Raw genomic sequence first — 21,632 nt, 5'->3', positions numbered from 1 at the left:
GGGGGGCTTTTTATGAGATGCGAGGTCAATGGCGTCAACCTTTATTATGAAGAGATCGGAAGCGGTTTTCCTGTCGTGATGATTCACGGCTTTTCACTTGATCACCGCTGTATGACTGGTTGTCTGGAACCGATTTTTGAGAAACGTCCGGGGTACCGACGACTTTACATAGACCTGCCAGGAATGGGACAAACGGAAAACTACGAACATATCCACACCACGGACGATATTCTGGAGGTTGTGCTCGCGTTCATCGATCAACTCATTCCAGGTGAGCCCTTTTTCATTGCAGGTGAATCATACGGCGGATATCTTACACGAGCAGTTATCGAGAAGCGCCGGGAACAAGTAAAGGGTGCCCTTTTCATCTGCCCAAATGTCATTCCTGACAAAGAAAAACGCACACTGCCGGATAAACCCGTCCTAGTAGAGGAGCCTTCCCTCTGGGAGCAGTTGAGTGAGACGGAACGTGCGGAGTTTGAGTCGATGGCGGTAGTCGCTACCGATTATACGTGGAATCGCTATAAAAAAGAGATTATCGACGGCTACATGCTTTCTGACCCTGCTTTTCTCATGAAAATTAGACAAGCGTATGGCGTCTCCTTCCCATTAGAGACGGCCCCCTTCCCCCATCCGAGTCTATTTGTTGTGGGGAAACAAGACCAGTCTGTCGGTTATCGCGATATTTGGGATATCATCGAAGCCTATCCCCGCTCTTCTTTTGCCGCTCTCGATTGTGCCGGTCACAATTTGCAGATCGAGCAGCCGCTTCTGTTTACAGAGCTTGTAAATGAATGGCTGGATCGGGCACAAAGAGAGCTATCCCAGTAAACATGCATAAAAAAGACAACCAGCTCCTTGAGAATGGTTGTCTTTTTGCTTCCATTAAACATTTGTCACCAATGATTCGCTGTAGGCGTGGAATGCCTTGCCCAGTCGTGAAATCGCAAGCTCCGTGTCTTCCCGGTTCAAGAGCGTATAGTTCAAGCGCATCGTATTGAGATGCGGCTCGGCTGCATAAAACGGCTTCCCTGGCACGAATGCTACGCCTTCCTTTACGGATTGGGCCAGCAGCTTCTCTGCATCGAAATGCTCAGGCAGATTCACCCAGAGGAACATCCCGCCTCTTGGTTTTTCCCATTGTACGCCCTCCCAGTTTTGCGCAACCAAGAGCTCATGCATCCATTCCATGCGTGCTTTGTAGGACTCGCGGATTTTCTCAATATGACGCTCCAGATCAAAGCGGGACAACAGCTCATACAGGGCGTACTGGTCGATTGTGCTCGACTGCAAATCAACTGCTTGCTTCGCCTTCACCATCATTTGAATCACGCGTGTATCTCCGATGGCCCATCCGGTACGCAAGCCTGGTGCGACAATTTTGGAAAAGGTACTGGTGTACACCACACAGCAATCGGTTGGATGCTCATCCAGTGAGAAAATGGAACGGTACGGAGCTTCCCCATCGAATTGGATCTCTCCATATGGATCGTCTTCCAGGATGAGAATGTTTTGCGCCTTGCATTGACGAAGCAAGCCGAGACGGCGCTCAAGGCTCCATACCTTTCCTGTCGGATTGGCAAAGGTAGGAATGACGTACACCATTTTCGGGCGATACTGGGCAATTTTTTTCGCCAGATCGTCCAAATCCATCCCATTGGCATCACCGTCTACCGGAATCGCTTTGATTCCCCGAAATTGGAACAATTGAACCGCTGCCAAATAAGTAGGGTTTTCGACGAGAACGACATCGCCTTCGTCTAAATATACACGACACAACAAGTCAACTGCTTGCTGAGAGCCCGTAGTGATGATCATATTATCTGCACCGACGTTCATATGCTTTTGCTTCATGCGGGATGCAATCCACTCACGAAGCGGCAGGTATCCATCGGTCAATCCGTACTGAAGAGCTTTTGCTCCTTTTTCAAATGCGCGGTTAAACGCTTCGCGCATCTCTGCGATTGGAAAAGAATCCTCTGCTGGCAGTCCACCTGCGAGCGAGAGCACTTGATTGCCTTGGGTCAGCTTCAAGATTTCCCGGACAGCCGAGGAGGATAGTGCTTCGACAGATTTTGAAAATGAGTACTCCATGTTCCGTTCCCCCTTGATTTTGCTTATCCTTGTTTTATCACTGTCAACAGCGTAAGTCCAATCTTTGCTAGCTATGAGCAGATAGGTTTTGACTATGTCGAGCGGTTGTTCAACCATTAGTCTTCACACACTGCATGCAAAAAACCCCTCTTCGTATGAAACGAAAAGGGGGTCATATGTATCGGCTATATTTTCCTAAGCAATACGGAACACACGTCGTTTCTCTGTTTGTGGAAGGAAAGAGAGGTCGACATGATTGGACGCTTCTTCCATACCGATATCGCTTGCCAACAGCAATGCCTCTTCCTGGAAGGTCGGCGTACAGCTGCCTTCATTCAGCTCACAGAGTCGCTTCAATCTCTTCAGTCTCTCTGCTGACTTCTCTACTCTCATGCATTCGTTCGTCAGCTCACATACGTTGACGTGACGAGCATCAGCGATCATGCTGATATCATTCACATGGACAATCAGCCTTTTGCCTTCTTCCGTAACAAATCCGATCGAGCAAAAATGCGCACCTGACATTTCCAAACGAGTGAGAACAGCATTGGCGTAAACTTCTCCCGTCCGCAAGCGAATCTGGCCTGCTTCAATGGCTCCGCCGATTTTTCGCTCGTTGGCGATCACCGTATACATATCCGTGTAACCGTTAATCTGATAGCGCATGGTACCCTCCCGCTCTCGCTGAGACTAATTATCATTAACAACAATGACATCGTATAATGAAAATCATTATCTGTCAATAATGAGAATGATTTTTATTCTAGAAGAAAAAAGCCACACTCCATCTATACGGTAGTGTGGCTTTTTTGCCTCGCTTTTATTTTGTTTTCGTAAATAACCCTAACCGCTCAATCCGCTGAACCGCTTCCGCGAGACGCTCTTCACTGGATAACAAAGCTGCTCTCACATAGCCCTCACCTGTCGGACCAAAGCCATTTCCTGGCGCTACGACGACATGCGCTTTTTCCAAAAGTAGGTCAGAGAACTCCACAGATGTGAAGCCGTTTGGAACAGGAAGCCAAGCAAAAAACGAACCTTGAGATGGCGGAGCCTGCCAGCCAATCCGATGCAGATTGGAGTACAGGGCATTGCGGCGGCTTTCGTAGACAGCGACGAGATCGCGGACGCACTGCTGCGAATCCGTCATCGCTTTGGCTGCCGCCATCTGTACTGCACCGAACAGACTGACGAAGTAATGGTCCTGAATGAGGTTGATCAGACGAACTAGCTCGCGATTACCTACCATGGCACCTACTCGCCAGCCTGCCATGTTGTACGTTTTGGACAGGGTATAAAATTCTACACCCACTTCTTTTGCACCCGGAACCTGCATGAAGCTGACCGGCTTTTTCCCGTCATAGCTGATTGCTCCGTAGGCGAAGTCGTGGCAGACAACGATTTCATGTTTTCGGGCAAAACGAATGGTTTCCTCATAGAACTCGAGTGGTGCGTTGACTGCTGTCGGATTGTTCGGATAGTTGAGAAACATCAGTTTCGCTCGATCCAAATCAGCTTGGGACAGCTGGCTGTAGTCTGGCAAGAAGTCATTTTCCGCCTTCAACGGCATCATGACCATCCGTCCGTTGACAACAGCAACCCCCGACCAATAATCCGGATAGCCTGGGTCTGGAACCAGTGCAACATCGCCTGCATTCATGAGTACTTGGCAAATCTCTACGAGTCCGGTTTTACTGCCGAACAAAATCGCTACTTCTTCCTCCGGATCGAGGTCCACATCAAATTCTTGCTTATACCAATGAGCTACTGCCTGCTTCAGTTCCACGCGTCCCTGAAAAGGCGGATATTTGTGATGGAGTGGTTGTGCCGCTTGCGCCTGTAATTCTTCAATAATGTGCGGCGGTGTCGGCAAATCGGGATTGCCCTGCCCCAGGTTAATGACGTCATGGCCTTGCGCAATGACCTTGTTTACTTTTGCCACCAGGGTCGCAAAAAACTGGGTAGGGAGTCGATCAATCATATCGGCGGGTTGAATGCGCATCTTTCTTCCATTCCTTTCTTGGGCCAATACAGTAAAACCCCCTTTTTCCATACAGAAAAAGGGGGAGATCAGCTTGGTCACGTCCTTATCTGTCAGGAAAAAAATCCTGCTGGAATTGGCACAGCATCTGTCCATCACATGGCACAGATCCGCTGCCGGGCTTCATAGGGCCAGTCCCTCCACCTCTCTGAATAAGTCAAACACACGGAATATACTGTTTTTTCGTCTATATCATACTACTTGAGCACGCAAATCGTGTCAAGATGCTTGATTCTGTACCGGCACGTGATGCCTTCTTTTTTGAAAAGAGGTGTGGAAAGCGAAGAATGCCACAGACAACAGACACAAGCCTGCCATTACGAACAATAGTCCCTGCGCGTGAATCGATTGGAAGATAAAGGCCCCGAGCAGTGGTCCGAGCATCCGCCCAGCTGATCCAGTCCCCGCAATCAGCCCTTGAATGAAGCCTTCTCGTCCCTCTGGCGTAAACTGTGCAGCAACTGCTGGCACCGCTGGCCACACGAGCATTTCGCCCAGCGTCATGATGAACATCCCCGCCACAAAGCCTGCATAAGCCGTTGATTGCGACAAAATCAACATCGACAAGGCAAAAATATAAGCGCCCAAGAGCATCTGGGCTTTTAGTGTTCGGGCAAAGCGTCGAATGACCCAGGCAATCAATGGCTGACCAAACAGGATCAAGCCGCCGTTCAGCGTCCACAACAGACTGTATTGACGGAGGGAAATGCCCAAGGATTGCATATAGGTTGACAGCACGGTTGTCCATTGTACATAGACAATCCAGCTAATTAATAGCCCCCCGCATAATAGCAGCAAGGCTCCCCATACCACCTTTGGCTCTTGCTGTGGTTGTCGCAGCACATCATCAGTTGCTTGCTCAGGCATGCTTTGTCCAGTCGTCGAGTTTTGGCGTTGTTGTTCCACCATTTTTAACTGACGCGGCAAAATGAGCATGAACATGGCGAGGACGATCACTTGTGAGATAGCATTACCGAAAAACGTCCAGGCAAATGACACACTGGCCAAGAAGCCGCCCAACGCAGAACCGGCAGCTACCCCCACATTGAGCGTGACATAAATCAGATTGATTCCTTTACGTCCTCCGTCCGGCCACAAAACTATGGCCAATGCATTCATCACCGGAGAAAGTAATCCATAAAACAGTCCATTCAACAGAAGCAGCACAACATAAATCGTAAAATCCTCCGTAACACCTAATCCGAGCGAAATCAGGATAACGCCGATGGAACCGACAATGATGGTGCGCATTTTGCCCCAGCGGTCAAACAGCATCCCGCCAACAATACTCCCGATCAAGAATGCGCCTTGGTTTAAAAGCAACAAGAAGCCGGCTACAGTCAGCGGCTTTCCGAGATGGTTATGAATATAAATCGTGACCAGCGGCCAAATACATGCCATTCCGGTAGAAAAAATGACGGCAGCAATCGCCAATAAACGAATGCTGCTCGGATAAGATTCCCACTTTTGCCTCATGGCTTACTTCTCTCCCCGATGGAAATCGCCGCTTTTTCCGCCTGTTTTGGATTGCAGACTGGTCGGACCGATTATCATTTCTTTATCCATGGCTTTGCACATGTCATACACCGTCAAAGCCGCTACGCTTACAGCGGTCAATGCCTCCATCTCGACGCCTGTTTTCCCTGTCGTCTTCACGGTTCCTGTAATCGCAAGCGTCGTTTCGTCCTCAAAAGCAAATTGTATGTCGATGCCAGTCAATGGCAGCGGATGACACATCGGGATGATTTCCCACGTTTTTTTGGCAGCCATGACACCTGCTACCTGCGCTACGGCGAGTACATCGCCCTTTTCGATTCGACCTTCGCGGATACGGGCGAGGGTTTCGGGTTTCATGCTGATTTGGCTCTCGGCTACAGCCACCCGTTTTGTGACGTCCTTCTCGGACACGTCTACCATCCGAGCTCGATTTTGTTCATTAAAATGTGTTAATTGATCAGTCATACGAGTATCGTTCCTCCTCTATCTTCTCCTACCTTACTCCCGACGCTGGATAAAAGCAATGGGAATGTAGATGGCTTAGTTTCGTTATCTTGCTCATCCACTCCTAAAAACGTACGAAGAACAAGTGAGGGAGGTATACTGTGCGTACACAGCTCAAAGGAGGCGTATGGAAATGGAAACGAAGAAGGATCAGACGGTACGTTGGTCAATGCTGAGACATGGCGATTGGAGCATTTATTTGGCTGCAACGGCTGCCGGGCTTTGTTATGTCGGCTCGGTCAACCAGCCTTTTGCTGAATTGGAAGCGTGGGTTGAAAAGCATCGCCCACACAGTGCACTGGTGCAAGACGATCCGTGGCTAAAGCCTTTTGCAACAGAACTAATGGAGTATTTGCAGGGGACGCGCGATCATTTTTCGATGGATTGCGACCTGTCTGGAACGCCTTTTCAGCTCGCTGTCTGGGAGGCACTGCGCCAAATCCCATACGGTCAAACGGCATCGTACACCGACATTGCGAACATCATTGAAAAGCCCGCTGCTGTTCGTGCCGTCGGTGCCGCAATCGGTGCCAATCCGGTTCTCATTACAGTCCCCTGCCACCGCGTCGTCGGTAAAAACGGTTCACTGACTGGCTATCGCGGAGGACTGCCCATGAAGACAACTCTGCTCGATCTGGAGAAAAAATCAAATCGGGGTGTGAAGCATGGCTAAATCAGTGACAGAAAGGATCGCTGCACTTGACTGGCAATCCATGCAACAGGAGCTGGATGAACAAGGGTATGCTGCTTTTCCTTCCTTAATAAGCGCGGATGCGTGCGAAGAATTAATCGCTATGTACGGACAGGATGAGCTTTTTCGCAATACGATCCAGATGGCGCGGTACCGTTTCGGTGAAGGCGAGTATCGCTATTATCAGGCTCCCCTTCCCCCGCTTTTGCAGGAGCTTCGCGAAGGCTTTTATCCGATGCTTGCGCAGACTGCAAATCGGTGGCTGGAACTGCTTGGTGGCGAAACTATTTATCCTGCTACCCTCCCTGAATTTTTGGCCCACTGTCACGATCAGGGTCAGCTGCGCTCTACTCCATTAATTTTGAAATACGAGACAGGTGGCTATAATTGCTTGCATCAGGATATGTACGGCGAGGTGTTCTTCCCGTTTCAAGTGGTTTTTGCCTTGAATCAGAAGGAGAAGGACTACAGGGGCGGAGAATTTCTACTGATGGAGCAACGGCCGCGCGCGCAGAGCCGGGGACATGTGATAACCTTGGACCAAGGCGCTGGTCTGATTTTCCCGACATCCTACCGTCCTGTGCAGGGAACGCGAGGCTACTATAAAAATACGCTGCGCCACGGTGTCAGCACGATTACCTCAGGAAAGCGCTACAGCCTCGGAATTATTTTTCATGATGCAAAGTGAGGAACGCCCCATATGAAAAGCATCCTTTCCTATAAAGTGCCGAAAACCCTCCTTAATAAAGGAAGCGGATTTCTTGCGGATTACACCCATTCGCTCAATCCGTATACAGGCTGTTCTTTCGCCTGCTCCTATTGCTATGTTCGGCAAATGCCTGTCTCTTTGTTTCGCAACGAGCAATGGGGCACATGGGTAGATATCAAACAGCAAGCTGCCGATTTATTGCGCAAGGAGTTTTTGCGGGCTAAGAAAAAAGGAAAGGTGACCATCTTCATGTCTTCGAGTACAGACCCATACCAGCCCATCGAACAAACGGAAAAGGTAACGAGGTCTTTACTCGAAGTCATGGTAGAGAATCCACCTGATTTTTTGCTGGTGCAGACTCGAAGTCCCTTGGTTTGGCGGGATGCCGATTTGTTGCTCCTGCTGGGTGATCGCGTCCGCGTCAGCATGACCGTCGAGACCGATTTGGAGGAGATTCGCAGGCACTTTAGCCCACAAGCTCCCCCTATTCAAGCGCGGCTCAAAACACTCCAGCGCTTGGCGGAAGCAGGCATCCCTACACAAGCAACGATTGCCCCTGTTTTACCGAGCAGTGAATCATTCCCGGAGATTTTGCGTCCCCTGGTCACCCGTGTCTGTGTCGACGATTTTTATATGGGAGATGGCAGCGGCGGTAAACGCACGAAAAGAAACGGCATTCCCGCTCTCTATGAACAGCTTGGACTGGAGCAATGGTACGATCCTTCCGCCTATCGGATCGTCCATGATCGGCTATTACGTGTTTTTCCCCCGGATCAGATTTATTTGAGTCAGGAAGGCTTCGCCCCTTAGCATCAACCCTTGATTGTAACACCCCATTCATTGGCAACTTTGATCGGTTTATGATATCGTCTAGCCTAGAGAGTAGTATCATCCAGGGAAATGAGGAATTGTCTTGACCATTACGATCTTGTTATTTGCCGGACTCGCCGAACGTGCGAATGCCCGGGAAGTACAGTTGACCTTATCTGAAGGTGCTACCGTTAGCGATCTTCTGCAAGCAGTGGAAAAAGAATATCCTGCGCTCTCTGCGCTTTTGGGCAGTTGCTTTGTCTCCATCAACCATGAATACGCAGCGAAAAATCAGGTCATTTCAGCCGACGACGAGATTGCCCTCTTACCTCCAGTAAGCGGCGGAGAAGAAGACCCGCGCTTTGCCATTACCGAGGAGCCTATTTCTGCGGACAAGCTCGTTCGTCTGGTGAGCAACCCGCATGCGGGTGCGATCCTTACTTTTGTCGGAACTGTTCGGGAATTTACCCATGGTCAGCGCACCGTGTATTTGTCCTATGAAGCATATGCGCCTATGGCTGTTGAAAAAATGAAGCAGGTCGCAGCTGAGATCGAGGAACGCTGGCCGGGAGCACAAGCCGCGATGCACCATCGTATCGGTCATTTGACTGTGGAAGAGATTGCAGTTGTTTGTGCCGTTGCAACAGCGCATCGCAATGAATCGTTTGAAGCAGGCCGCTATGCTATCGAACGACTCAAGCAGATCGTTCCGATTTGGAAAAAAGAAATGTGGGAAGATGGAAGCGAGTGGAAGGGACATCAACAAGGACCGTGGAATCCGCTTGCGATGCCAGAAGGAAAGGTGGAGTAACGCCTTGGATACTCGCTATTCCCGTCAAATATTGTTTCATCCGATCGGGCGCAGTGGACAAGAAAAACTCGGTCAAAGCCGTGTAGCCATTGTCGGCATGGGAGCGCTCGGAACGGTTCTCTCCAATCATATGGTTCGGGCTGGAGTAGGTTTTGTCCGCATCATTGACCGCGACTTCGTCGAGCCGAGCAACCTACAGCGTCAAATGCTCTACGATGAATCCGATGCAGCCGAGCATTTGCCAAAGGCAATCGCCGCCCACGCCAAGCTGACGAAGATCAACTCAGCCGTTACCATCGAACCGATCGTCGCAGACCTCACCGCTTACAATGCGGAGGAATTGCTGGCAGATGTCGATCTCGTTTTGGATGCGACAGATAATTTTCAGGTGAGATACCTCGTGAACGATGTTTGCGTTAAACATAGTATTCCTTGGGTGTACGGTGGCGCTGTGAGTGCGACCGGAACCTTTACCGCGATTCGTCCGGGAATCACACCTTGCTTGCGCTGTCTTTTCCCTGAAGCGCCAAACCCGGGTGAGATGCCTACCTGTGACACGGCTGGCGTCATCGGACCGATCATTCACATCGTCGCCTCCTATCAGGCAACGGAAGCATTCAAACTGTTAGTAGGCGCAATCGATGAGCTCAATCCGAATCTGGAGCACTTTGAGATTTGGCATAACCGCCATCAGCAAATCAAGGTGGTCAATGCCCGCCGAGACGACTGTCCGACATGTGGGGAGAAGCAATTTTCGTTTTTGCAGCCGGATACCCAAGATGGACAAGCCGTTTCGCTTTGCGGTCGAGACACCGTACAAATCTCACCCGCCGCTGCAATGACACTTGACCTGCATGCATTGGCAGCTAGACTTTCCCCTTTGGGACAAGTCGAACAAAACAAGTTTTTGCTGCGTTTCCGTGTTGATACGTACACACTCGTTATTTTCCCGGATGGTCGCGTCCTCGTGCAAGGCACAGATGACGTCAGCCTGGCACGTTCGCTTCATGCCAAGTATATCGGCGCGTAACTGGTCTACCTGTAATAAAAATAAGCTGTCCCAGACCGTCACTCGGACGAAGGGGCAGCTTTTTTATGCCGTTTTAACAAATGTAATCGTAAATGTGGTACCTATCCCTTCCTCACTCTCAACGACAATCGTAGCATGATGCAAATCGATTATTTTTTTCACGATAGCCAGCCCCAGACCGCTGCCCGAATTGGCTCTGTTTCGCGATAGGTCCGCCTTGAAAAATCTTTCGAAAATGCGCTCCTGATTTTCCTTGGATATCCCGATTCCCGTGTCGGTTATTTTCACGAGCACTTCACCGTTTACCGTCTTCAGCTTTACGCTGATTTTCCCGCCTGCTTCCGTGAATTTGATGCTGTTGCCAAGTAAGTTGGTCCAGACTTGACTCAGCATATCCTCGTCGGCGACGATTTCGACTTTTTCCAAGTCTATGTCCATTTCAATCTCTTTCGCCATCCATTGCGGCTCGCTGGCGAGGATGAGTGCGCGTAGCTGCGTGTCCAACCGATACCGCTTCCGCTCCAAATCATGCTGGATGCCCTCTAGCGCAGTGAGCTTAAGCAGATTGTCGCTGATCTTGGACAGCCGCTTGCTTTCCGACTCGATAATCTCCAGGTAACGAATGCGCTCTTCTGGGCGAAGTCTTTCATTATGCAGGGCGCGAGCAAACCCGCTAATGGACGTCAACGGTGATTGAATTTCGTGGGAAACATTGGAGATGAACTCCTGACGTAGCTTCTCCATTTCATTTAATTGTTCCGCCACATGGTTAATGCCGTCCACCAGCTCCCCCCATTCATGTGCCAGCTTGATATCGAGATTGACTCGAAAATCCCCCATGGCAATCCGTCTGAGCGCATCAATCAATGGTTGAAACCTGCCCCGATGCCTTGACATGGTGAAGAATGAAATAATTATCCCAACCCCAATAAACAATAGGCAGTTCAAAACGGAATGGATCAACACTTTTACAAGATCATTGGGATGATAGCTCATATAGCTATAAAAGAGAGTGGTAATCCCGTATGCACCTAGCCCGCACAAGGCAAAAACAGCACATATACCCACAACTCCTACGATTTTTTTCAGCAAAATATAGGAATGTTCGTCTTGTCGCCTCTTTTTCATACGACAATCTCCAAACGATAACCAAGTCCCCGGACCGTCCGGATCAAAAAGCCGTACATCGCTTCCGGAAAACGCTCCCGCAATCGGTTGATATGCACGTCTACCGTCCGCTCATTTCCTTCAAAATCATAGCCCCATATTTGTTCGATCAGCTGCTCACGGGAAATGGTCTGCCCGGGATAGCTGGCCAGTTTGAACAACAGCTCGAACTCCTTTAGTGGAATCGTCCATGTTTTCGTCCCACTGGCGACAGCAAATGTTTTACGATCAAGTAAGAGTTTTCCTGCTTGAACCTGATGCGAAGCGGCAATCCGGTAGCGCTTGAGCAGCGCTTTTACCCGGACGACCAGCTCCTGCGGATCAAACGGCTTCACCAAATAATCGTCTGTCCCTAGCTCAAAGCCTTTGATTTTTTGCGAGGTCTCTCCCTTCGCAGTCAGCATGAGCAAGGGAAAATCATAATGCTCGCGAAGCTTTCGACACAGCTCCCAGCCGTCCATGTTCGGCATCATGATGTCAAGAATCACCAGTTGTGCGGCAACCGACTCCAGTTTGTCCAGTGCCTCCTGTCCGTCAATGGCTTCCACTATCGTAAAGCCCTCATTGCGCAAGAAGACGCTGACGAGCTCGCGAATATGCGGATCGTCGTCGACTACCATAATCGTGGTCACGTTCTACACCCTCTCTTTTACGAGCAATTGCTGACTAGCCAATTCCCGGTACATCTCATGGGTTTGATAAAGCTCTTCATGTGTACCCATACCTGTGATTTTTCCCTTTTCCAAAAAGATGATTTGGTCTGCTTCCACCACAGTCGACAAGCGATGGGCAATCACAAGGGTGGTACGTCCCTTCATCAAATTTTGCAATGCCTTCTGGACAATCATCTCGGAATTGCTGTCCAAACTAGAGGTAGCTTCATCCAGCATCAAGATTTGCGGGTCGCGAAGCAGTGCACGGGCAATGCCGATTCGTTGGCGCTGTCCACCCGATAGCTTCATGCCTCGCTCCCCTACTTCTGTCTCATAGCCATTCGGCAATTCCTCAATAAATTGATCCGCATAGGCCATTTTTGCCGCTTCCTTCAGCTCCTCGTCACTAATCGTCCGTGAAATCCCGTAGCAAATATTTTCTCGGATGGTTCCGGCGATCAATGGACTTTCCTGGGACACGTAGCCGATTTGACTTCTCCATGACTTCAAGGAAAAATCCGTGACGGGTTCATTGCCCAGCCTGATTTCTCCACTGATTGGCTGGTAATACCTTTCAACCAAGGAAAACAACGTCGTCTTGCCGCTTCCGCTCGGTCCGACAATTGCATTTACTTTTCCGGCCCCAATCGTAAAGCTGACATCATCGAGAATCATTTCCCCGTTCTCATAGGCGAAGCTCACATGGCTCAAATGGATGGGCAGTCCCGCGTTTTCAAGCGTCCGTCCTGTCAGAAGGTCTTCCTCTTCTGCGTCCAGGGTCGATATGATTCTTTCGGTTGCCCCCATGGCTTTTTGTAACGAGGTGAAAAACTGTGTGAATTGCCCCAGCGGGATGACAATTTGCACCAGATACAAAATAAACGCAACCAGTTCACCAGCTGTCAATGCCCCCATGGACACGCGCATGCCACCATAACCGATCACAACCACGAGCAGCACCATCAGGATAAAGGACATTAGCGGTCCAATGACGGCTTGGACTTTTCCTTCTCTTAACCCGAATCGGAACAAATTTCCGATTGCCTTTGTTCCCATTCCCAGTTCGTGGGTTTCGGCATTCGAAGATTTGACAAGCCGCATCTCTTGGAGCACCTGATTCATAATGGTTGTAAAGCTGGCAGTCTCATTTTGCAGACCTTTCGAAATTTTGTACATCTGACTGCCAAGCGGCATGAGAATCCCGATGCACAGCGGCACAGCAACGAGCATGGTTAACGTCATTTGCCAATCGAGGTAGAGCAAGGTTACCACAGAACCAACAATCGTGATCAATCCTGTGAAAAAGCTCGAGAGGTGCTCCGTAATCAGGCTTTTCACAACGCCGGTATCGTTGGTCATTCGACTGATCGTATCACCTGTCCGGTTGTTATCATAATAAGAGATCGGCAGGACGAGCAGTTTTTTCCATAGTCGTTCACGGAGTGAGGCCACCACACTCTCGCCGACATGATTTAATAAGTAGATGGATAACCCGCCTGCAATGGCTTGTGCGACAAAGGCAACGATCAATAGAATGATTTGTGGTGTGGTGATCGTAGACAGGGAAAAACCGTCCACCAAATCCTTCGTAAACAGTGGAATCACTAAGCTCACCAGTGTGGTGGCGATGCTCATGAACAATGCGACACCGACTTTTAGCTTGGATGGCTTTGTTCCCCTTATTAATCGAAAAAAAGGCCGCCAGTTTCCCCATTTCGCTACGCTATTGGTTTGTTCCATTCGTTCATTTCTCCCCTTTTTCCTCCTCATTTTCACTTACAAGTGATAAGATACTGCATGAATGTAAACGAAATATAAACGGGATAATATTGAAGTGCGTGCAATTATCTTCTTTCTAATAAGAAGACGTTTCTGATCCAATTTTCTTTACCTGTGATTTTTGTATATAAATGATGAATTTGGGGTAGAAGCCGGGAAACAAATCGTATATAATAGGTTCGTAATGAAGAAACGAAACAGCGTTTCACCAGATGAAACTCCAAGATATTATAGGGAGGTTGTATACATTGGCTAACAAAGATGCTTACAAAGTAAAGTCATCCCTGCAAGTAGGCGACAAGTCTTTTGCTTATTATCGCCTGCAAGGGTTGGAAGAACAAGGATTGGGCGATGTTTCCAAACTGCCGTTCTCCATTAAAGTTCTGCTCGAGGCTGCTGTACGTCAGTTCGACGGCCGTGCGATCACCAAAGAACACGTACAACAATTGGCGACCTGGACAAAAGGCCGCGACGAAAACCAAGAAGTTCCTCTCATGCCAGCTCGTATCGTTCTGCAAGACTTCACCGGTGTACCGGCTGTAGTTGACTTGGCAGCGATGCGCATCGCGATGAAGCGCGCTGGTGGAGATCCAAAACGAATCAACCCATTGGTTCCAGTTGACCTCGTTATCGACCACTCCGTCATGGTTGACGATTTCGGTAACGCGTCCGCTCTGGACAACAACATGAAATTGGAATTCGAACGCAACCAAGAGCGCTACCGCTTCCTGCGTTGGGCACAAACTGCGTTTGACAACTTCCGTGCGGTTCCTCCAGCTACTGGTATCGTTCACCAAGTAAACTTGGAGTACCTCGCAACTGTAATCGCTACTCGTGAAGTAGATGGCGAATTGGTTGCTTTCCCTGACTCTCTCGTAGGTACTGACTCCCACACCACTATGATCAACGGTCTTGGTGTTCTTGGATGGGGTGTTGGTGGTATCGAGGCAGAAGCAGGAATGCTCGGCCAACCTCTGTATTTCGTAACGCCAGAAGTAGTTGGTTTCAAACTGACTGGCACACTGAATGCTGGTGCAACTGCAACTGACCTCGCTCTGACTGTTACGCAAATGCTGCGTAAAAAAGGCGTTGTAGGTAAATTCGTGGAGTTCTACGGACCAGGCCTGTCCAACATCTCGCTGGCTGACCGCGCTACCGTAGCAAACATGGCACCTGAGTACGGCGCTACAATGGGCTTCTTCCCAGTAGATGCTGAAACACTCAACTACATGCGTCAAACTGGTCGTGAAGAAGACCTCATCTCCTTGGTTGAAACTTACACCAAAGCACAAGGCCTCTTCCGTACTGACGAGACTGTTGACCCAGTATTCTCCGAAACATTGGAACTGGATCTGTCCACAGTCGTACCTAGCTTGGCTGGTCCAAAACGTCCTCAAGACCGCGTAGAACTGACTGCTATGAAGGAATCCTTCAATAACAGCCTCCGTACGCCGATCGAAAAAGGCGGATTTGGTCTCTCTGAAGAGAAAATCGCAGCTAGCGCACCAGTTGCTTATCCAAACGGTGAAAAAGCTACGCTGAAAACGGGTGCGGTTGTAATCGCAGCGATCACTTCCTGTACCAATACATCAAATCCTAGCGTAATGCTGGGTGCTGGTATCCTGGCGAAAAAAGCTGTGGAAAAAGGCCTGAAAAAGCCTGCTTTCGTAAAAAGCTCCCTGGCTCCAGGTTCCCGCGTAGTTACACAATACCTGACTGACGCTGGTCTGATCGACTCCTTGGATGCTATCGGATTCAACGTAGTAGGTTATGGTTGCACCACTTGCATCGGTAACTCCGGTCCATTGCCAGAGGAAACCAGCAAAGCTATCGCAGACGAAGATCTGACAGTTGCAGCGGTACTCTCCGGTAACCGTAACTTCGAAGGTCGTATCCATGCACAGGTAAAAGCGAACTACCTCGCTTCTCCTCCATTGGTTATCGCCTATGCACTGGCAGGTACTGTAGATATCGACCTGACTACAGAGCCAATCGGCACTGGCAAAGACGGTCAACCTGTATTCTTGAAAGACATCTGGCCATCTCCACAAGAGATCGCAGCTGCAATGGACAAAGCGATGAATCCTGCTCTGTTCCGCGCTGAGTACGGCCAAGTGTTCACGCAAAACGAAGCTTGGAACAAAATCGACGTTCCAACTGGCGACCTGTACGAGTGGGATGAAAAATCCACGTACATCCAAGAACCGCCATTCTTCCAAAACCTTGCTGGAGAAATCGCTAAGATCGCAGACATCAAAGCAGCGAACACCATCGCACTCTTCGGTGATTCTGTGACAACTGACCATATCTCCCCAGCGGGTAACATCTCGCCAACTAGCCCAGCAGGTCTGTATCTGCAAGCAAACGGCGTAGAGCGCAAAGACTTCAACTCCTACGGTGCTCGTCGTGGTAGCCACGATGTAATGATGCGCGGTACATTTGCAAACATCCGTATCCGCAACCAAGTAGCTCCTGGAACTGAGGGCGGCGTAACCAAATACTTGCCAACTGACGAAGTAATGTCCATCTATGATGCTTCCATGAAGTATCAAGCAGACGGTACTCCACTCGTTGTACTGGCTGGTAAAGAGTACGGTACTGGTTCTTCCCGTGACTGGGCAGCAAAAGGTACATTCCTCTTGGGTATCAAAGCAGTTATCGCTGAGAGCTTCGAGCGTATCCACCGCGCTAACCTGGTTGGTATGGGCGTTCTGCCTCTGCAATTTGCTGGTGACCAAAGCTGGAAGTCCCTCGGCATCGACGGTACTGAGTCCTTCAACATTGTGGGTCTCTCCGATGATGTTCAACCTGGTCAACGCGTAAAAGTGGAAGCAACGAAGAAAGACGGAAGCACTTTCGAATTCGAAGTAATCGTGCGCCTCGATTCCATGGTAGACGTAGACTACTACCGCAATGGTGGTATCCTGCAAACGGTTCTCCGTCAATTGCTGGATGAAGGCAAACCAGTAAACGCGTAAGCAAACGAATAAAAAATAAGTTCGTATCAGCACCCACCCAACAAAAAGAGCAGACTCCGAGTATTCGGCGGTCTGCTCTTTTTACGTTCCCTTCCTGATAGGCCACGCTTAAGTGGAAGATGCGATGAATACGCATGAAGGAGGGATTGTTTCCCAGAAAAAGGGAGGGATTCGTGATGAATCAGTTGTTTCGCGAAACCTGGATTGAGGTAAATCTCGATGCTATCAAGAAAAACATTCAGGCGATGCGCCGGCATATTCCTAAACAGACGAAAATCATGGCGGTTGTAAAAGCGAATGCCTATGGCCATGGTTCTGTCGGAGTAGCTCGCCATGCCCTTGAGTACGGGGCTACTTCCCTCGCTGTCGCCATTCTGGAAGAAGGCATCGTCTTGCGAAAGGCGGGAATTGTAGCCCCTATACTCGTGCTGGGATTCACACCTCTTTCACGTGTCAAAGAGGCGATTGCCTGGAATATTGAGCTGTCTGCCTTCCAGACCGATTGGATCAAAAAAGCCGATAAAATAATCAAATCAACAGCTTTCACTAATCGTCTAAACATCCATATCAACATCGATACAGGTATGGGTCGTTTGGGCGTACGGACAAAATCTGCGTTGCTTTCAGTCGTGACGGCCTTAACGTCAAGCTCTTCACTTGCATGGACCGGAATCTTCACCCATTTTTCCACTGCGGATGAACCGGATCACACATTGACCAAAGCGCAGCACGAGTTGTTTGTTCAGTATCTTCGTTATCTGAAGGAACGAGGCTTCGAGCTTCCAACCGTCCACATGTGCAACACCGCCGCTACCATTGCTTTTCCCGAATACAGCGCCGATATGATCCGCCTCGGAATCGGCATGTATGGGCTGTACCCATCCGCTTATATCCGCCAACTCAATCGCGTCAAGCTCGTTCCGGCTCTCAGCTTGAAATCGCGCTTTTCCTATGTGAAGACAATGCTGACGCCGCCGTTTACCATCAGTTATGGCGCTACCTACATAGCAAAACGCGGAGAGGTCATCGGGACGGTTCCAATCGGTTATGCCGACGGGTATTCGCGTGCTCTCTCTAACCGGGGATTTGTTCTGTATCGAGGCAGACGTTTGCCAATCGCAGGGCGAGTGACAATGGATCAGATGATGGTCAGCTTGGGAGAAGGTAGTGGAAAGCAAGGCGATGAAGTCGTGATTTATGGCAAGCAAGGAAACCGCGAGATCCCTGTCGATGAGATTGCCGAAATGCTCGGAACGATCAATTATGAAGTCGTTGCCACCCTCAGTAATCGCATCCCGCGCCTCTTTTTAGAAAAAGGGGTGGTTGTAGAAATCTCTCATCTGTTGCCGGAAGGGTAAATGCCAAAACGAATACATGTTCTCCCCCATTTTAGGCACCCTACTGATGAGGAGGGATGATACATGGATCAACGAAACTTTGAACAAATTTATGAATCGTACAAAAATGCCGGAGAACAACAGGCGATCCAGGAAAATGAAAATAACAGTCCGCTGACGAATACCGGAAAAGAGCAAATCGTCGCCGTCAGGAAAAACGAAGATGGAGACTTGATCGCCTTTAAAACGGACACTGGCCGAGAGCTCGACTATATCACCGCACTCAACGATGCAAAGGCTGGCAAGCTGGCTCATGTAGACGTGTTTCACAAGTATGGGAGAGACATTCTGCGGAGTGAGCCAGACGGCATCAAGGAAAACAATTTGGATCGCCTGCCTGACTTTTAAAGGCAAAAGGGTCGCCCACAGCAGATGCGGGGCGACCTTGTGCTTGTTTGCGACAGAATGTAATTGCTTCCGAGGTATCTTCTCTTATTGAGTAGGAGTAGGAAGCGCTGGCTCGTTCTCACCGCCCAAACGGCGGCGTGCCGTCTCCCTTTTTCCCACAGCCGGTAGATGCTCACCCGCCTTGGCCAATCCCCAGACAGGCATATTTCCGTATAGGCATTCGTATTTTCCTGCATCGACCAAGTACGTCTCGTGAAAGATCCCAACCGTTCCATCCGTTCCTACCGCTTGGTTGAACTTCCTCCACGCGCTCAAATGATTGTGGTTTTTTCTCGCGTAATTTTCCAGATGCTCATAGGATCGCCAGTACTGGATTAGGGTGATTTCACGCAGATTAAAATGCGAAGTGTGCCCCAATAATCCGAGCTCCGGGTGCTGATACAACTCTCGCATCATACCTCCCATCGCATTGGCTACTGGCATCCACTTGTGAACCGCAAGCATACGGTTGATTCGCATCCCGATGATAAATACGACGAAAGATCCTTCCATTTGTGCTGTAAAACGCCCCGGAACTACTTTTGCCATCCGACTCCCCTACCTTATCAATGATTTGAGATGCAGTTCGTAACACGCCATATAATCAGACACATGAAACAAATGAGCCGTTAGATAAGCTCCGTAAAACATCGAGAATAGCAAAATAACGGCTTCCTCCTCCGAAAGGTGAAGGGCCAGCTGACCATCCTCGGCTGCTTCTTGCACGCACTTTTGGAAAAGCTGATGCAGATCAGTAGCTCTAATGGCTTCTCTCTCCTCATGTGCGGGGAAGCGCAAATGCAATTCGGCATCAGATAGAAGCGGGACACTCGGGTGCATTTTTTGCTCGGCTAAAAAGCTGATAAGGCTAAGCATGATCCCCGGCTGCTTCACACCATCGCTCGTAACCTTGGCAAAAATATGCCGCACCGCTTCCCAGCCTCTCTTGGCAGTACTCTGCAGCTCAATGAAACACTCTGCTTGCCAAATGCTCATGTAATAAACCAAGAGCTCTTCCTTTTGCGGGAAAAATTTAAAGAATGTGACCTTCGACACCTCTGCTCGTTCGCAAATGTCATCCACCAGTACATTTCGGAAGCTCCCGTCGCCTATTAGCTCCAAGGCAGCGTCCAGAAGGGCGAATTTGGTTTTGGCTTTCTTTTTCTCACGTAGGGTTAATGCTTCTGCCATCTTGGACTCCTTTTTTCCTATTTCTACTTGTGTTTATCATAGTATATAAATTAACTAAAGTAAAGTTTTTTATTTGAGTAACAAAAACCAGCACATCCGTGGCGGTGTGCTGGCTTCTTCGTTATTTCATCATTTTTCCCATCCGATAGGCTGCTTCCATGATGTACGGCGCATATTGGCTCATTTTTTCAGGAGTCAGGCGGTTGGATGGACCCGACGCTGCAATAGACGCTACCAATTGTCCGTTGCGGTTGAATATCGGGACGGCTACGGCTGCTGTCCCCAGCTCCCGTTCCTCCACGCTAGTCGCGAAGCCTTGCTTCCTGATTTGATCCAATTGCTCAATGAAAGACTCCTTGTTCACAAAGTCAGGCCAATTCGGATCGCTGATGACTTCCTGCAAAATGAAAGGTTCTGCGTAAGCAACGAGTACCTTGCTCGATGCTCCCACCGCGAGTGGCATACGCGCTCCAATTGGCGCCACCCTGCGAATCGGCTGCTTGCTTTGGACTGCCTGTACGCGTATCCGCTCGTTTCCATCCCGCACATACAGACTGATCGTTTCCTCCACCAAATCCCGCAATCGCTCCATCTCCGGCAGCAGCAATGTCGCTGGATCATCGTTTTGCGACAAATTGGCGGATAACTCCCAAACTCGAAACCCAAGTCGATACTTCTCCGTCTGGACATCTCGTATCAGAAACCCTTTGTTCTCCAGCGTTGCCAGCAAACGATGCACGGTACTTTTATGCAAGGAGAGTCGACTCGCTATCTCACTCAGGCCCAGATCCGTCGCGTCTGTAAAACAGAGCAGGATATCCAAAGCCCGATCGACTGCTCGAACGTTTGCTTTTTGTTCTTCTTCCATAAGTGTTTGACACCCGCTTCCTACTTTGTTCCGATCGTTTCATCTGATGAAACGAATATGCTACTTTTCAGTATACGAAAAAATAAAGCATAGTAAAGAGCGAATCCGATTGTCAGCTTACAGAATGGAAAGAAAAAAGGGCAGCCGACCTGTTACGGCTTCCCTTTTTTATGTTATTTTTTCCCTTTAAAAATCAAAATGATCGGGGTCTGGCCCAAAACGCTTGTTGTCATTTAGGGCAGTGATTTTTTCTACATCCTCTGTGCTGAGGGTGAAATCAAAAACATCTGCGTTCTGCCGAATCCGCTCTGGTGTGATCGACTTCGGAATGGTCACCACTTGGTTTTCCAAATCCCAGCGAAGCACAATTTGCGCAGGAGACTTGCCGTATTTTTGTCCCAATTCTACCAAGAGAGGATGATCGAGATTTCCTTGCATCAACGGGCTCCATGCTTCTAGTTGAATATGGTGCTCTTTGCAATACGCATGCAACTCTTTTTGGGTAAGCAAGGGATGATACTCGACTTGGTTGACAACTGGAATGATCTCGCTATGTTGGCGCAAATCCTCGAGGTGGTGGCTATGAAAATTACTGACGCCAATCGCACGTACATATCCATCGCGGTATAGCTTTTCCAAGGCTCTCCATGTATCTACATACTTGCCTTTTACCGGCCAGTGAATCAGGTACAAATCCAGCGTATCGGTACCCAACTTTTTCATACTTTCATCAAAAGCCTTCAGCGTTGACTCGTAGCCTTGATCCGCATTCCACACCTTGGTCGTGATGAACAATTGGTCGCGATCAATCCCGGCTTGACGGATTCCTTCGCCTACGCCGGCTTCGTTGCCGTAGATAGCTGCCGTGTCTATACTGCGATAACCCGCCTCAATCGCGGATCGGACGGCCAACGTTTCGTTTCCGTCTTTTGCCTTCCAGACACCCAGACCCAGCCAGGGCATCTTCACCCCGTTGTTCAAAACGGAATGATCTGTGATATGTGTTGCCATTGGATCTCCTCCCG

21 protein-coding genes and 1 riboswitch are annotated in these 21,632 nt (G+C 49.3%); of the genes, 9 read left to right on the top strand and 12 right to left on the bottom strand.

All coding sequences use genetic code 11. From position 1 onward, the window contains the following. Positions 1 to 12: 12 nt before the first annotated feature. The gene (locus tag HP570_RS24300) at positions 13 to 831 is read left to right on the top strand and encodes an alpha/beta fold hydrolase (protein WP_173627449.1); all 819 of its coding nucleotides are present in this window, start codon (positions 13 to 15) and stop codon (positions 829 to 831) included. Between the two features lie 54 nt (positions 832 to 885). On the opposite strand, the gene HP570_RS24295 is transcribed toward HP570_RS24300, so the two are convergent. The 5 genes from HP570_RS24295 to moaC form a co-directional block, all read right to left on the bottom strand. Next, positions 886 to 2,094 (bottom strand): aminotransferase-like domain-containing protein, encoded by a 1,209-nt coding sequence (locus HP570_RS24295; RefSeq protein WP_015892428.1) that lies wholly within the window; start codon positions 2,092 to 2,094, stop codon positions 886 to 888. A 195-nt stretch (positions 2,095 to 2,289) separates the two neighbouring features. Continuing rightward, positions 2,290 to 2,760, bottom strand: a complete 471-nt coding sequence (locus tag HP570_RS24290; RefSeq protein WP_173627448.1) for a hypothetical protein — start codon at positions 2,758 to 2,760, stop codon at positions 2,290 to 2,292. A 154-nt stretch (positions 2,761 to 2,914) separates the two neighbouring features. Continuing rightward, positions 2,915 to 4,096, bottom strand: coding sequence for a pyridoxal phosphate-dependent aminotransferase (locus HP570_RS24285; protein WP_173627484.1), 1,182 nt, complete (start codon positions 4,094 to 4,096; stop codon positions 2,915 to 2,917). Positions 4,097 to 4,178: 82 nt separating this feature from the next. Further along, a riboswitch (SAM riboswitch) is annotated at positions 4,179 to 4,294 on the bottom strand. 60 nt (positions 4,295 to 4,354) lie between these two features. Then, positions 4,355 to 5,611 carry an MFS transporter gene (locus tag HP570_RS24280; protein ID WP_173627447.1) on the bottom strand — a complete coding sequence of 419 codons (1,257 nt, stop codon included), beginning with the start codon at positions 5,609 to 5,611 and terminating at the stop codon, positions 4,355 to 4,357. 3 nt (positions 5,612 to 5,614) lie between these two features. Beyond that, positions 5,615 to 6,097: a cyclic pyranopterin monophosphate synthase MoaC gene (gene moaC / locus HP570_RS24275; RefSeq protein WP_015892432.1), complete on the bottom strand. Its 483-nt coding sequence runs from the start codon at positions 6,095 to 6,097 to the stop codon at positions 5,615 to 5,617. 172 nt (positions 6,098 to 6,269) lie between these two features. On the opposite strand from moaC, the gene HP570_RS24270 reads away from it, so the two are divergent. The 5 genes from HP570_RS24270 to HP570_RS24250 all read left to right on the top strand — a co-directional run bounded on the left by HP570_RS24270 (position 6,270) and on the right by HP570_RS24250 (position 10,187). Then, on the top strand, positions 6,270 to 6,809 hold the full coding sequence (locus HP570_RS24270; protein ID WP_173627446.1) for a methylated-DNA--[protein]-cysteine S-methyltransferase: 540 nt from the start codon (positions 6,270 to 6,272) through the stop codon (positions 6,807 to 6,809). After that, positions 6,802 to 7,515 carry a 2OG-Fe(II) oxygenase gene (locus HP570_RS24265; protein WP_173627445.1) on the top strand — a complete coding sequence of 238 codons (714 nt, stop codon included), beginning with the start codon at positions 6,802 to 6,804 and terminating at the stop codon, positions 7,513 to 7,515. Before HP570_RS24270 ends, HP570_RS24265 begins: the two co-directional genes overlap by 8 nt. Positions 7,516 to 7,527: 12 nt before the next feature. Further along, entirely contained in the window at positions 7,528 to 8,346 is an 819-nt protein-coding gene (locus tag HP570_RS24260) for an SPL family radical SAM protein (protein WP_173627444.1), read from the top strand. A 103-nt stretch (positions 8,347 to 8,449) separates the two neighbouring features. Further along, positions 8,450 to 9,157 (top strand): molybdenum cofactor biosynthesis protein, encoded by a 708-nt coding sequence (locus HP570_RS24255; RefSeq protein WP_173627443.1) that lies wholly within the window; start codon positions 8,450 to 8,452, stop codon positions 9,155 to 9,157. A gap of 4 nt (positions 9,158 to 9,161) precedes the next feature. After that, on the top strand, positions 9,162 to 10,187 hold the full coding sequence (locus tag HP570_RS24250) for a ThiF family adenylyltransferase (protein ID WP_064202165.1): 1,026 nt from the start codon (positions 9,162 to 9,164) through the stop codon (positions 10,185 to 10,187). 63 nt (positions 10,188 to 10,250) lie between these two features. Here the strand turns inward: HP570_RS24250 and HP570_RS24245 are convergent, their stop codons facing one another. The 3 genes from HP570_RS24245 to HP570_RS24235 are packed head-to-tail and all read right to left on the bottom strand — an operon-like array spanning position 10,251 to position 13,747. Beyond that, the gene (locus HP570_RS24245; RefSeq protein WP_173627442.1) at positions 10,251 to 11,315 is read right to left on the bottom strand and encodes a sensor histidine kinase; all 1,065 of its coding nucleotides are present in this window, start codon (positions 11,313 to 11,315) and stop codon (positions 10,251 to 10,253) included. Beyond that, positions 11,312 to 11,986 (bottom strand): response regulator transcription factor, encoded by a 675-nt coding sequence (locus tag HP570_RS24240; protein ID WP_173627441.1) that lies wholly within the window; start codon positions 11,984 to 11,986, stop codon positions 11,312 to 11,314. Before HP570_RS24240 ends, HP570_RS24245 begins: the two co-directional genes overlap by 4 nt. A 3-nt stretch (positions 11,987 to 11,989) precedes the next feature. Next, the gene (locus HP570_RS24235; protein WP_173627440.1) at positions 11,990 to 13,747 is read right to left on the bottom strand and encodes an ABC transporter ATP-binding protein; all 1,758 of its coding nucleotides are present in this window, start codon (positions 13,745 to 13,747) and stop codon (positions 11,990 to 11,992) included. Positions 13,748 to 14,034: 287 nt separating this feature from the next. On the opposite strand from HP570_RS24235, the gene acnA reads away from it, so the two are divergent. From acnA to HP570_RS24220, 3 genes are all read left to right on the top strand, one after another. Beyond that, positions 14,035 to 16,764 (top strand): aconitate hydratase AcnA, encoded by a 2,730-nt coding sequence (gene acnA, locus HP570_RS24230; protein WP_015892441.1) that lies wholly within the window; start codon positions 14,035 to 14,037, stop codon positions 16,762 to 16,764. A 176-nt stretch (positions 16,765 to 16,940) separates the two neighbouring features. After that, on the top strand, positions 16,941 to 18,122 hold the full coding sequence (gene alr, locus HP570_RS24225) for an alanine racemase (RefSeq protein ID WP_173627439.1): 1,182 nt from the start codon (positions 16,941 to 16,943) through the stop codon (positions 18,120 to 18,122). Positions 18,123 to 18,185: 63 nt separating this feature from the next. Then, positions 18,186 to 18,509 (top strand): DUF3892 domain-containing protein, encoded by a 324-nt coding sequence (locus HP570_RS24220; protein ID WP_173627438.1) that lies wholly within the window; start codon positions 18,186 to 18,188, stop codon positions 18,507 to 18,509. Between the two features lie 84 nt (positions 18,510 to 18,593). Here HP570_RS24220 and HP570_RS24215 read toward each other — a convergent pair whose 3' ends face one another. The 4 genes from HP570_RS24215 to HP570_RS24200 form a co-directional block, all read right to left on the bottom strand. Then, complete coding sequence (locus HP570_RS24215) at positions 18,594 to 19,097, bottom strand: DUF4188 domain-containing protein (protein WP_087346465.1); 504 nt, start codon at positions 19,095 to 19,097, stop codon at positions 18,594 to 18,596. Positions 19,098 to 19,106: 9 nt separating this feature from the next. Further along, on the bottom strand, positions 19,107 to 19,739 hold the full coding sequence (locus HP570_RS24210) for a TetR/AcrR family transcriptional regulator (RefSeq protein WP_064202158.1): 633 nt from the start codon (positions 19,737 to 19,739) through the stop codon (positions 19,107 to 19,109). Positions 19,740 to 19,860: 121 nt separating this feature from the next. Next, positions 19,861 to 20,607: an IclR family transcriptional regulator gene (locus HP570_RS24205; protein WP_015892448.1), complete on the bottom strand. Its 747-nt coding sequence runs from the start codon at positions 20,605 to 20,607 to the stop codon at positions 19,861 to 19,863. Positions 20,608 to 20,793: 186 nt separating this feature from the next. Continuing rightward, the gene (locus HP570_RS24200; RefSeq protein WP_173627437.1) at positions 20,794 to 21,618 is read right to left on the bottom strand and encodes an aldo/keto reductase; all 825 of its coding nucleotides are present in this window, start codon (positions 21,616 to 21,618) and stop codon (positions 20,794 to 20,796) included. Positions 21,619 to 21,632: the final 14 nt, after the last annotated feature.

The organism is Brevibacillus sp. RS1.1, from assembly GCF_013284365.1.
In the GTDB taxonomy this organism is placed as follows: Bacteria; Bacillota; Bacilli; order Brevibacillales; family Brevibacillaceae; genus Brevibacillus; species Brevibacillus brevis_D.
This window is presented reverse-complemented; position numbering and strand designations above follow the sequence as displayed.